Source organism: Chitinophaga sp., from assembly GCF_039596135.1.
Lineage (GTDB): Bacteria > Bacteroidota > Bacteroidia > Chitinophagales > Chitinophagaceae > Chitinophaga.
In genome coordinates this window covers 1-13653 of the sequence record NZ_JBCNKH010000085.1, presented here as the reverse complement: position 1 = coordinate 13653, position 13653 = coordinate 1, and the positions used below count along the sequence as shown (strand labels likewise).

Here is a 13653-nt window from a genome sequence, read left to right as displayed (position 1 = left end):
TTTTTTGTTTATTTGCGACCGGACAATCATGAGAATCATAGCATTAATCATACTGATACAGATAGCCTTTACTGGAGTAAAAGCGCAGGAGCAAGCCTTCCTTAAAATGGTGCAGCCGGTAAGGACTGAAATCAATACCAGTAGTTCTAAGCAATATATGTCGGGGCGCACCTGTGTAGGTTGTAAAGTAACACTGAATGATGATACCATTCACGTATATCCCACCGGTGTATTTGCTTTAAAACGGATCATCAAACCGGGCAAAACTTCATTTACACTCACTACCACAGATACTACAGGTAAGAAAGTATCCCGTACTTACAATTACTACTATACGACCCTGCCTCCTGTCAGGGCAACCAGCGTATTCAGAATAGACGATATCAAAGTATTTCCAAAAGGGAATAGTACCCTTTCCCCTGGCGATACTATCCGTGCAAGGATCAAAGGCTATCCAGGTTGCAAAGCTTACTGGATGCATGATACACCACTGCGTGAAGTACCTTCTTCCAAATACGGTGCAGAGGGTTTCTATGAAGGTTTTTATGTTATACAGGAAGCAGACTCCCTGCTGGATAATAAAATTGCTGTGTTCCTGAAGAATAAAGACGGCAACACTGCTGTATTACAAAGCAGCAATAAACTCACTTACCTGCGTAATCAACTGCTGGCTGGCAGAACGATTGACAGGAATACATACCTCACGATTGCACCGGAAGGCGACCGCCTCGGACCTATCAAAATAGGTTACCTGGATTCGGATGTATTGCTCCGCATCACTGGTAAGCAGGGCAACTATTTTAAAGTAAAACTCAGTAATCAGCAAACAGCATTCATCCCGGAATTACTGCTGGATACCATGACACTGGCAGAACCCACACCGCTCAATATCGTAGAGGAAACCCGTACCTGGAGCGATGATAAATACGATTATATCGCCATAGGATTATCAGAACGGCTTCCCTACCTCAGTACACAGCAGGTAGATCCGGGCAGGATCACCCTGGATATTCACGGGGCGAACCTGGAACCTGATTTTACGCCAGGTTCCGATTCCATGCAGGAAGTAAAAGACATCAGATGGGAGCAGATAGGCCCGGACGTACTGAGAGTGAATATCGGGCTGAAGCATAAACAACCCTGGGGCTACAAGGTCTATTACGACAGTACCCGACTGGTAATCGCTGTCAAGCATCCACCTGCCAGCTTCCAGCTGAAAAACCTGACGTTTGGTTTAGACGCCGGTCACGGTGGTACAAACGTAGGTGCTTTGGGTGCTGCGGGTTATTATGAAAAACAGCTGACACTGATAATCTCGATGTTGCTGAAAACAGCGCTGGAAAATGAAGGTGCGAAAGTACTCATGACGCGTACTATAGATCAGTATGTTCCTAACGAAGATAGGCTCTCCTATTACAGGCAAATGAACCCCGACCTGCTCATCAGTATTCACCTGAACTCTTCTGTGAACCCGGTGGATGTACATGGCACGGCTAATTATTATAAACACCCCTTCTGCGAACCCTTCAACAGGTCGATACATGCCCAGTTGCTTGGATTAGGGTTGTCTGACTTTGGCAACAATGGTGATTTTAACTTTATCCTGAATAACCCCACTGAGTTCCCGGATGCCCTGATCGAGACCCTGTTCTTAAGTAACCCAGAAGATGAAATGAATGTGCTGGATGAGGGTTTCAGGCAGAAGATGGTGGATAGGATCATGACGGGAATTAAGGATTTCCTGCGGGAGGCAGAGCAGGATCAGGTTACCAGGAAAGCGGCCAATCAGGCAGCGGAGTCTGGCTCTAATGAGGAGGGACCGGGCTCAGATCAGTAAAAAGGCATAAATTTTCCCTTTTGCGTAAACGATTTTCCCGAATCGATATGAATTGCAGTTTTTCAAGCTGCAATTTTGCTGCGCAAAAAATAACAGAAATTTATGATAAGGATGACTATTAAGTCCTTCATGCTTGTCCTGAGCATGATTGTTTCCTTCTTCTATGCCGCTACAGCTACAACTTTAGAAGATAACAATGGTGGAATTAAGGGTAAGATCGTAACATCTGATGGCAAACCAGCACCAGATGTGTCTGTAATTTTACAGGGAACCAGTTTTATGACCGTTTCTGATGGTGCCGGTACGTTTGTGTTTAAGAATGTGCCTGCTGGTAATTACCAGGTAGCGATTTCTTTTACCGGTTATGCGAATAAGACGGAAGATGTAACTGTTGAAACTGGTAAGACAGTAGCAGTGAAATTCCAGTTGGAAGTATCCAGTAAACAGCTTTCTGAAATAGTGATTACAGGTAATCAGACTAAATTGGTAAAACGTTCCAGTAACTATGTGTCTAAATTACCATTAGCGAATGTTGAGAACCCAACTGTATATTCAGTAATCACCAAAGATCTGCTGGCACAGCAACAGGTATATACTGTGGACGATGCGATGAGAAATGCACCTGGTATTACCAAGATGTGGGAATCTACCAACCGCAGTGGTGATGGTGGTGCTTACTACAACTCCCGTGGTTTCGTGCTTCAAAGCCAGCTGCGCAATGGGGTAGCAGGTAACGTTTCTTCAACTATCGATGCCAGCAACATTGAAAGCATTGAGGTGATCAAAGGCCCGAATGCTACGCTGTTCGGTGCTCAGCTGACTTCTTATGGTGGTTTGATCAACCGTGTAACTAAAAGACCTTATGACCACTTTGGTGGTGAGGTTGCAATAGCAGGCGGTAGCTATGCTTATAACCGCATCATGGCTGATGTAAATACGCCTCTGGATTCTGCTAAGAAAGCACTGCTCCGTATCAATACCGCTTATACTACACAGGATAGCTGGATGGATGTAGGACACAGTAAAACCTTTGCTTTTGCACCAAGCCTGTCTTATAAAATCAATGACAGATTAGATATATCACTCGAAGCTGAATTTATGAGCGGGGAAGGAAATGGAAATACATTCTACTTCTTCCCATGGTGGTTGACTACCGCCGACCTGACTGCACAAAGGGCAGATAAACTGAAAATAGATTACAGCCGTGCATTTATCAACGAAGATCTGACTGCAACCAGTCGCAATGCAAACTTCTTTGGTAGTATGAACTACAAGATCTCTGATCAGTGGAACTCTCAAACAGTAGTATCCATGACCAACAGCTATTCTGATGGTTTTGGTCCATACTTCTACCTCCTGCCAGGTGACTCTATGTCCCGCGAAGACCAGTCTACAAGAAACAGTAAGCAAAGTGTTACTGAAATCCAACAGAATTTCAGAGGCGATTTCAAAATCGGTAAATTCAGAAACCGCTTTGTAGGTGGTCTTGACTTCTTCTACCTGAATTCAAACCAGATCTTCATCAGTGCTGCATATGATCAAACTCCTTCTCACGGAACTGTTTCAAATTACAATGATTTCAATGCAGCTAACATGAACGATGTGTACCAGCAAAAAGGTGATTCTGTAAAATATCCATACATCTACAAAAAATATGTTTACAGTGCCTATGCTTCTGATGTATTCAATATCACCGATCAGCTGATGGTACAAGCCGGATTACGCATCGACTACTATGATTTCAAAGGAAATTATAGCATTACAGCTGGTACTTATTCCGGTGCTTACAACCAGACTGCATTGTCTCCTAAATTTGGTATCGTTTACCAGGTTATCAAAGATCGCCTGTCATTATTCGGTAACTACCAGAATGGTTTCTCTAACACCAATTCACCTATTTACGTAAGTGAAGGTGTTACCACTACTTCTAAGCCCGAACAGGCTAACCAGTGGGAAGGTGGTGTGAAAATGGATATGTTTGATGGTAAACTGACTGGTACTATCAGCTACTACGATATCAAAGTAAAAGACATTCTGCGTTCAGATGCTGCACATCCAAACTATTATATCCAGAATGGTACACAGAAGAGTAAAGGTGTGGAAGTAAACGTGATTGCGAATCCTTTCCAGGGGTTCAGCGTAGTAGCTGGTTATAGCTACAATGAATCTAAATACATCAATACAAGTGATGATGTAAATGGTCTTCGTCCAGGTACAGCTTCTTCTCCTTCCTCCGCTAACCTTTGGCTGAACTACCGTATATCAAATGGTTCCCTGAAAGGTCTTAGCATTGGTGCCGGGGGCAACTACGCCAGCGACGTGAAGATTGTAAACAGCAGAAGTCAGGGCGTATTTGTACTGCCTGCTTACACAGTATTGAATGCTTCTCTTTCTTACGATACACCTAAATGGAGATTTGGTGCGAAAGTGGATAACCTGACTAACAAACACTACTGGATCGGTTATTCTTCTATGAATCCACAAAGACCCAGGGGCTTCACAGGTACGGTTGCATTCAAGTTCTAATACAACACTTGCATAATTGTAAAAGGGGTTATCTTACCGATAACCCCTTTTTTTTCTTATAAGTCAAACTTCAACCCGAAGTTGTAGCGGGGACGATAATACTCCGCCTGCATTGTCCTTGAAGCAATTCCCTGATAATACCTCAATGGCTGATTAGTCAGGTTATTTGCCTCCGCAAAGAAGCGCCAGTTCTTAGCAAATTTGTAAGCCGCATTTGCATCTAAGAAGAACTGCTTGTCATAATAGCTATCATCAAAATCACTACCCCCCAATGCATCCAGATAAGCAGCTGTATAGTTACCAGACAACCTCGCAGTAAAACGCTTATTTTCGAACGAAATGGAAGCATTAAACATATGTGGTGCAGTACCTGGTAGTGTAACACCAGTACGCTTTTCACCATCAGCATTATACACCCCACTTGCTGTAGATTTTGTATAAGTATAGTTCACATATACACCAAAACCTTTTGCAAATCCAGGCAGGAAATCTAGCTGGCGCTGCAACGCTACTTCAAATCCATACACCTTTACATTGTCTCCATTGCGTGCCTGTTTGTATGTCCAGTTCTCACCATCAGGAATCGGATTAGTAGCAGTACTACCATAATCAGCAGTGAAATCTGCTGAAGAATAAGACGCATCTTTAAAAGTATAAATGAAGTCGTTAATGCTCTTATAAAACACACCGCCAGACAGGATACCCACAGATTTAAAATACTGCTCCACCATGATATCAAAGTTCCATGCATACGCAGCTTTCAGCTTAGGATTACCTGCACTGATTGCAGCATCATCTGCCACACTGCTTACATAAGGCGCAATATCATAGTAATTAGGACGTGCAATAGATGTAGTCGTTGCTGCACGCAATACCAGGTCGTTATTTACATTGTACCTGAAAGTAAGACCAGGCAATACATTCAGGTAACTATTCTTCACATCGCGCTGGCCTGCCAGATCTTCTTCATCTTCCACTACATTACCCTTATAGTTGATAGCAGTATTTTCCAGGCGTACACCCGCAATCATAGACAATTTGGAAGTAAAGTCCTGATCCCAGCGAACATAACCCGCAGTGATGGTTTCATCCGCTTTGTAGTTCACCGCCAGGTATTCAGCAGGATTATCTTCAGCTGTGAATTTAGAGGCATCATCCAGGTTCAGACTACCTAAATAATCTTTGGATACAAATGAACCCCGGCTGTATTTGGAGCCTGGCTGGTAACCTGCACCAGTATAGCTTACCAGCGGCATAGTGGCGAGAGAACCATACTCAGTCACCGGCTCATAATCGAAGTAATTGTTCTCACGTTTTTTATCTTTAATACGCATTCTACCACCTACACGCAAACGGCCTTTCTGATCAGGCAGAATGCTGAATGGAAAACGCAGGTTCAATTTCAATCCCAACTCATTCTCGCGGGTATAATCATGATTTTCTGACAGGGAATTGAAGTTCAGGTCATCATCTGTTACCGTCGTTGTTACCAATGGGAAACGGGTGTTGGACAGATCCAGTGATAACGGGGCACCTTTTTCACGAAATTCCATATAGCGTTCATTCGGGCGATCTTCACTGGCAGATGAATAGCTCACTGCCCAGTCCAGGTCTACCTTGCTACCCAGCAGGTGTTCTCCACGCAGGGAGTAGTTTTGTACACGCTGGTCTTCCAGTCTTCTGCCTTTGTTTCTGTCATTGTTGATGCCACCTTTGGTTTCACGACGTACCTGGCCGGTATAACCGGTGATGCTGCCATCACCGGCATACTCAGGTTCGATATCGCTATATCTGAGGCGATAACGGTTTTCACGATCATCGCGCCAGTTGTACATAGCGTTGGCATAGATTGTATTTTTAGCGTTGATCTTATAGTCCAGTGCAGCAGATAAGCTACGACGAATGCGCTGTACATTGTAGGTACGCACCTCCATTTCTTCGGTGTATACATGTCCTGCATCGTCCTTTTTCCAGGTAGCTTCTACATCGTCAGAGCCGTAGTCGTTGTTATTGTAAGAGGCGCTCACTACTGCCCCCAGTTTATTATTGAAGAAGCGATTGCCCAATACCAGGCCACCGGTGTACAATGGTTTGTTGCGGATGGGGTTCACACCACCAGAGAGGGTGGCAGATACACGCAGGCCATTGGGTGCAGCGCGGGTCACAAGGTTCACAGAACCACCAATTGCATCTGCATCCATATCGGGGGTGAGGGTCTTGTTTACTTCGATAGTCTGCACCATGTCAGACGGAATGAGGTCCATTTGTACACGGCGGTTATCCCCTTCTGCCGAAGGGATCCTATCGCCGTTCATGGTCACGGAGTTCAGCTCAGGAGCCAGACCACGAATGATGATGTTACGGGCTTCACCCTGGTCATTCTGCATGGTGATGCCTGGAATACGCTTCATTGCATCGCCGATGTTCGCATCCGGGAAACGGCCAATCTGGTCAGCAGACACGATATTGGTAATGTTTGGATTATTTTTCTGCTGGTTCAGGGCCTTTGCCTGGCCACGCAGACGGTCACCGACTACCAATACTTCTTTTCCGGCAATTCCCCCGGCTTCGAGTTGCAGTTTCAGGTCGGTGGCTTTGCCAGCGGCAACGGTCACTTCCTGCGTATAAGATTGGTAACCGATATAAGTGACTTCCAGTGTGTAGGTGCCAACAGGTACGCTGAGAAATTCGAATTTACCCTGCTGGTTAGAAACGGTGTAATGGTTACCGGGTTTCAACTTCAGGGTAGCCCCTGGGAGAGATAACGCCTGATTTTTGTCGACGATACTACCTGTAACCAAGCCGGTAGTCTGACCCAGACAGATAATGCTGAGCCACGAGAAGAGCATAGTGAAAATTACTTTCCGCATAAAAGGTTGAGTTAATGGGATTTTTTCGCATAGTTGAATAGAAGCAGGTTCCCCGGACCTGCGGGTGAGCATTTAGTTCAAAACATGTGGTTGAATAGTGATGCAAAGGAAATATTCTAATGTTACGCCACTGTTAAGGGATGAGAAAATGGCAAAAAAACGCCCGGAATGATTACTAATTGTTATGACCTATAACCCGCAGTTATGACAAATCCCATAATTGTCTAATAATCAAATATTTAATAAAACCAACTTTTGCCCTCCCGAACCAATAGTCTACTCATCAAGTAGATTGATTTATATTTGGGAATCGTTTCATAGCTTTATTGTGACAAATACAACAAAATGGCAGACGAGATAAAAGCATTTAACGATTACCGGGAAAAGATGAATGAGGTCATTCTGGGCAAACAGAACAAGGTAATCAACCGGTTATTCAATCTGGACACCAATACTTATATGGAAGGTGCCCTTAGTACAAAAGTGAAAGAAATGCTGGGATTGGTATCATCAATGGTATTACGTTGCGACGATTGTATCAAATACCATCTGGGCAAATGCCATGAGCAGGGAGTGACCACTGAAGAGATGTATGAAATTTTTGCAGTAGCTAATATAGTTGGGGGTACGATCGTAATACCACATACAAGAAGAGCGGCTGAATATTGGGAAGCTTTGTTGGCACAGGAAAACTGATTGTGGTCAGTTCCCTATACAAGTATTCCGGATTGCGTAATCCCTATCGGTTTACAATTCGTAACTTTGCCAACCAATTATAACTTTTTCTATTAACAATACAACAATGTCAACAGGAACTATAGCTCCGCAGGCGTTAACGGCGAAGGATTTTGCAACGGACCAGGAAGTGCGCTGGTGCCCGGGTTGCGGAGATTATTCTATATTGAAACAGGTGCAGACCATTATGCCCGGCCTGGGTATACCGAAGGAGAACATCGTGATTGTTTCCGGTATTGGCTGTTCATCCCGTTTTCCTTACTACATGAATACCTACGGCATGCACTCCATTCATGGTCGTGCTACTGCGATCGCGTCCGGTTTGAAAGCCGTACGTCCTGAGCTGAGCGTATGGGTTGTGACTGGTGACGGCGATGGTTTGTCCATCGGTGGTAACCATACCATTCACCTGCTGCGCCGTAACTTTGATATCAACGTGATGCTGTTCAACAACCAGATCTATGGTCTGACCAAAGGGCAGTACTCTCCTACTTCTGAGGCAAACAAGGTAACGAAGTCTACGCCTTACGGCAGTATCGACCATCCGTTTAACCCGATGGCGCTGGCGCTGGGTGCAGATGCATCTTTCATAGCCAGAAGTATGGACCGCGATCCTAAACACCTGCAGGAAATGCTGAAACGCAGCCATGCGCATAAAGGCGCTTCTTTCCTGGAGATCTATCAGAACTGTAACATCTTTAATGATGGTGCTTTTGAAGTGTTTACAGAAAAATCAAGCAAGGCAGAGCAGGCCATCTTTGTGGAGCAGGGACAGCCGCTGGTGTTTGGTGCACAGAAGGACAAAGGTATCCGCCTGGATGGGTTGAAACCTGTGGTGGTTGAGCTGGGTGCTGAGTATAGTGCAGATGACCTGTGGATCCATGATGAACATGATTTCTATAAGGCCCAGATATTGACCCGTATGTTCGACGATCCAAGAATTGAAGGACACCTCCCACGTCCATTTGGGGTGTTTTATCAGGGGTTCCGTCCTACTTATGAAGAGCAAATGAATTTCCAGGTAGAAGATGCGTTCAGCAAGAGAGGTCCTGGTGATTTGGATAAGCTGCTGGCTGGTAAGGAGACATGGACGATTAAATAAGCGTTTTTTATCCACCAATAAATAGAAAAGCATCTTCCGCAAGGGGATGCTTTTTATGTTTAGTGACCCAGGGTGCCTACATTAAATACCATTTGATACAGCAGGAGTACGCCGAAGACGATCATACTTACACCTGATATCTTATTCAACCACTTTACATTCGTCAGGGTCAGCTTATGCCTGATCTTATCCGCCACAAATACCTTCAATATATCTGTCGATAACACCCAAACCAGGCAAACCCCGTAAGTAATAATTTTATGACCGGTGGTATGTGCACTGTTCGACACACAGATTCCCAACCAGAACAGGATTACGCCGGGATTCAGGGAATTCATGAGAAATCCTGCCAGCCAGATCTTTAAATAATCATGGGTCCGGAACATCTCCGGTTTCTCATCGCCGGTACTGATCTTTACTTTTTTGAACAGCAGCCCGTACAGCCCCATACAGATCAGTAAACATCCACCGATTATACCAATGGGCTTATTATATTCCTTCAGGTCCAGGAAAAATGCGGTAGCCAGGTTACCCAGCATCACATAAAAAATATCACTGAAAGATACACCCAGCGCAAAACTGATCCCAGCCTTGAAGCCGTTATTTACACTATATTTTATAATCGCGAAGATGACGGGGCCTACAGATACCGATAAAACCAGTCCAAGTGCCAATCCGGAGAAGACCGCTGATAAGAAAGCAGATGTCATGCGCTACAAAATTCCCTATCTAAAAATGAGGGGTAACTCTCCCCTTTGTTGATGAAGTTACCCCTCTTTTTACTTTAAAATTCGTTAATATTCTTACACTGATTTCAGTTTGGACGCCAGAAAGTTTTCCCAATCTTTCAGTTTCTCTCCTTTCATAACACGTGGGAACTTGTTCATCGCACCTTCCTTGCCCTTTACACGCAGGTAGTCGATGAACACATTATTTGGCAGGATCTCTACAAAAACATCCTTCAGTGCAGAGGTACGCTCCACTGCATAGTCGTCATTTACCTCACTCAGGGTCTGGTCTATGATTTCACGAACCCGGTCGCTGTCTACATTCACATCGTCTGTACCAATAAACCAGCGGTGAGCAAACAGGTTCTCGTAAGGGAAACCTGCTACGGTAAATTCTTTGACGGTTATACCCAGTTTCTTTTGTACAGCATCGATCGCATTGTTCATGTTATCGATACTCATATGTTCACCACAGAGGCTCAGGAACTGTTTGGTACGTCCTACAATGATGATTTCATGTTCTTTTACTGAAGTGAACTTCACAACGTCACCAATCAGGTAGCGCCATGCACCGGCACAGGTAGACAACATCACTGCATACTCCACGTCTTCCACCACCTCGTGGATCATGTAAGACTTGGGATTGGGTTTTACTTCGCCATCGCTGGTAAAGTTCTCTTCTGTAAATGGGATGAATTCGTAGAAGATGCCCGCGTTCAGGACCAGTTTAATGCCCCTTACATTCGGGCGGGCCTGGAAGCCGAATGAGCCTTCCGAAGCCATGTATGTTTCAATGAAATTAATCCGTTTTCCCAGCAGTTTCTGGAAACTGTCGCGGTAAGGCTCGAAGCTAACACCACCATGGATGTATACAGCCAGGTTGGGCCAGATCTCATGGATGTTTTTCACCCCGTGGTATTTAATGATCTCTGCCAGTACAATCTGTACCCATGCAGGCACCCCACATACCGTACCTACATCCCACTGTGGGGCCTTGCGTACGATGAGCTTGATACGTTGTTCCCAGTTGGGCTTTTTGGAAATATTCCCACCTGGCTTGTAGAAACGTCTGAACCAACGGGGGATGTTCTTTGCCTGAATACCACTCATGTCCCCTTCATAGTAATCTCCTTTTTCATACAGGGCAGTAGTACCACCCAGCATCAGGATTCCTTTGGAGAACGACTTGGGCGGAATGTCAAAGTTAGCCATTGAATACAGCTGCTTAACACCCACCTTTTTTACATTACGCAGCATATCCCGGGTAACAGGTATGTGCTTGCTCGCAGATTCGGAAGTTCCCGAACTGAGGGCGAAATATTTTATTTTCTCAGGCCAGCTTACATTAGCCTCCCCTTCCAGGCATCTATACCACCACTCCGCATGCATCTTGTTATAGTTGTGTACGGGCACAGTAGAACGATAATTAGCGATGATATTCGGGCTATTGAGTATTTCCTGGAAGTTGTAATGCTGACCGAACTGCGTATCCTTAGCTTTTGTAAGTAGCCTATACAATACCTGTAACTGATACTGGCGTGGCGTACCTAACTTGAATGTGAACTTCTTCCTGATGCGCAGTGACCTGGATATAAGATTACCTAAAATGGCCATTAATTACCTTCTTCTTTATAAACTGCAAAAATACGGCGAATTCGGATTGGGTGGAGACTCAATTTATTATATACGGGCCATTGGCGGCCTGAACATTCAACTATCAAATTTTGTCCCCAGTTGGCAATCCACTACAAACATATTACTAAAAACGATATGGGCAGTAAAAAAATTGAAACGTACCTTTGCCCCATGTTAAAAGAAACCCTTCTCAAGGCAACACAGGCTGGCGGACAAGTTTTACAGCACTATTTCAACGGGGCTTTTCAGATCAGCAGCAAAAGTACCATTAATGACCTGGTAACAGAAGCAGACAAAGGGGCAGAAGCTGCCATCTTCAAGGTAATCCAGGATACTTACCCGGACCATTTTATCCTCAGCGAGGAGTCGGGTGAGCTGGTGACCACCTCCAATACCAAATGGATCATTGATCCCCTGGATGGTACGGTGAACTTTGCCCACAGTATTCCTATCTGCTGCGTGAGCATCGGGGTGGAAGTAGATAATGAGATGGTACTGGGAGCGGTGTACAATCCCTTCCTGAACGAGTTTTTCTTTGCAGAAAAAGGGAAAGGGGCTACGCTCAATGACAAATCCATCCATGTATCGGCCAAAACAAACCTGGACAATGCCTGCATGGCAACGGGTTTCCCATACCAGTGGGAAGGTGGTGAAAATGATCCGGTAGACATCTTCTCTTACTTTGTAAAGAGAGGACAGGCAGTACGCCGACTTGGCTCTGCCGCCATTGACCTCTGCTGGGTAGCTGCCGGCCGCTTTGATGGTTATTATGAACATACACTGAATGCCTGGGATGCTGCTGCCGGCTTCCTCATCGTGGAAGAAGCAGGTGGTAAAGTCACCGATTTCAAAGGCAATAGATACTCCCCTTACCAGCGTACGCTGATTGCCACCAATGGCAATATTCATCAGCGACTGGTAGATGTTGTTAATGGAAAATTTTGAACAAAACAATGAGTGAAGAAAGAACCGAGATAAACTCGTTAGGCGAATTTGGCCTGATCGATCTCCTGACTAAAAATATTGAAATACAGCAGGCCAGTACCGTACTGGGCGTGGGTGACGATGCTGCCGTGATAGACCACTTTGGCCGTCAGACAGTTATATCCACCGACATGCTGGTAGAAGGCATTCACTTTGACCTGGTGTATACCCCGCTCAAGCACCTGGGGTACAAGTCTGTAGCAGTGAACCTCTCCGACATATATGCTATGAATGCAACACCGACCCATATTACGGTGAGCATTGCCTTCAACAACCGCTTTTCGGTAGAAGCACTGAATGAGTTTTACGAAGGCGTATACGCTGCCTGTGAGAAATATGGTGTAGACCTGATCGGAGGTGATACTTCAAACTCCCAGAAAGGGTTTATCATCAGTGTTACAGCTATTGGCGAGGTAGCGCCGGACCAGTTTGTGAAGCGCTCCACTGCCCAAAAAGGCGACCTGCTCTGCGTATCCGGCGACCTGGGTGCGGCATTCCTGGGTTTAACCCTGCTGGAAAGAGAGAAAAAAATCTACCTGGAAAGCCCGCAGTTGCAGCCAGACCTGGAAAACCAGACCTATATCATCGGCCGGCAGCTGAAGCCTGAGGCAAGAAAGGATATCATCGAGTGGCTGGAGAAGAATGACATCAAGCCTACAGCCATGATGGATGTGAGTGATGGTTTGAGCTCTGAAATTCTGCATATCTGTAAGCAATCTAACCTGGGCGTGGTACTGTACGAAGAAAAGATTCCGATTGCACAGGAAAGTAAGGAAATGGCGCTGAAGTTTGGTATGGATCCAACCGCCTGTGCACTGAGCGGTGGCGAAGACTATGAGCTGTTGTTTACCATGAAGCAGGAAGACTATGACAAGATTGTGCTTTCTGAAGAAATCAGCGTGATCGGGTATATGGCAGACATCAGTGAAGGAGCACATATCCTTACGAAAGGCGGTAATAAGTTTAAGTTAGTAGCGCAGGGATGGAATGCCTTTCAACAATAAGTTAATAACATATTGGTTTTAAAAGCGCTTCCCTCCGAAGCGCTTTTTTATTAACAAAAATTTCCGTAATCTATTAAACCAAGAGGGCGGTCAGCAAAGCTGACCTCCCTCTTTATTATTGTACTATAACTTTGATCGTCTGGCTATTATGCGTAGGTGGCAACACGCCTGCAAACACACAGAACTTCAACTGGTAAGTCCCCGGTTTATCAGGCATTTGTACCTCTATTCT

General features: G+C 45.0%; 9 protein-coding genes. 6 read left to right on the top strand and 3 right to left on the bottom strand.

Going from position 1 to position 13653, the window contains the following annotated elements; all coding sequences use genetic code 11:
* Nucleotides 1–28: 28 nt before the first annotated feature.
* Both ABDW16_RS27810 and ABDW16_RS27805 read left to right on the top strand, forming a co-directional pair.
* Nucleotides 29–1837, top strand: a complete 1809-nt coding sequence (locus ABDW16_RS27810; RefSeq protein ID WP_343674375.1) for an N-acetylmuramoyl-L-alanine amidase — start codon at nucleotides 29–31, stop codon at nucleotides 1835–1837.
* Between the two features lie 102 nt (nucleotides 1838–1939).
* Nucleotides 1940–4363 (top strand): TonB-dependent receptor, encoded by a 2424-nt coding sequence (locus ABDW16_RS27805; RefSeq protein WP_343674373.1) that lies wholly within the window; start codon nucleotides 1940–1942, stop codon nucleotides 4361–4363.
* Nucleotides 4364–4419: 56 nt separating this feature from the next.
* On the opposite strand, the gene ABDW16_RS27800 is transcribed toward ABDW16_RS27805, so the two are convergent.
* Complete coding sequence (locus ABDW16_RS27800; RefSeq protein WP_343674371.1) at nucleotides 4420–7233, bottom strand: TonB-dependent receptor; 2814 nt, start codon at nucleotides 7231–7233, stop codon at nucleotides 4420–4422.
* A 345-nt stretch (nucleotides 7234–7578) separates the two neighbouring features.
* Between ABDW16_RS27800 and ABDW16_RS27795 the strand changes: the two genes are divergently transcribed.
* Complete coding sequence (locus tag ABDW16_RS27795; protein WP_343674370.1) at nucleotides 7579–7929, top strand: carboxymuconolactone decarboxylase family protein; 351 nt, start codon at nucleotides 7579–7581, stop codon at nucleotides 7927–7929.
* A gap of 106 nt (nucleotides 7930–8035) precedes the next feature.
* A complete protein-coding gene (locus tag ABDW16_RS27790) occupies nucleotides 8036–9070 on the top strand; it encodes a 2-oxoacid:ferredoxin oxidoreductase subunit beta (RefSeq protein ID WP_343674368.1) in 1035 nt (344 codons plus the stop codon).
* Nucleotides 9071–9129: 59 nt separating this feature from the next.
* Here the strand turns inward: ABDW16_RS27790 and ABDW16_RS27785 are convergent, their stop codons facing one another.
* Nucleotides 9130–9780 (bottom strand): LysE family transporter, encoded by a 651-nt coding sequence (locus tag ABDW16_RS27785; protein ID WP_343674367.1) that lies wholly within the window; start codon nucleotides 9778–9780, stop codon nucleotides 9130–9132.
* A gap of 93 nt (nucleotides 9781–9873) precedes the next feature.
* Nucleotides 9874–11412: a GH3 auxin-responsive promoter family protein gene (locus ABDW16_RS27780; RefSeq protein WP_343674366.1), complete on the bottom strand. Its 1539-nt coding sequence runs from the start codon at nucleotides 11410–11412 to the stop codon at nucleotides 9874–9876.
* 192 nt (nucleotides 11413–11604) lie between these two features.
* Here ABDW16_RS27780 and ABDW16_RS27775 point away from each other — a divergent pair, with 192 nt between their 5' ends.
* Entirely contained in the window at nucleotides 11605–12378 is a 774-nt protein-coding gene (locus ABDW16_RS27775) for an inositol monophosphatase family protein (protein WP_343674365.1), read from the top strand.
* Between the two features lie 8 nt (nucleotides 12379–12386).
* Nucleotides 12387–13421: a thiamine-phosphate kinase gene (gene thiL / locus ABDW16_RS27770; RefSeq protein WP_343674364.1), complete on the top strand. Its 1035-nt coding sequence runs from the start codon at nucleotides 12387–12389 to the stop codon at nucleotides 13419–13421.
* Nucleotides 13422–13653 lie beyond the last annotated feature (232 nt).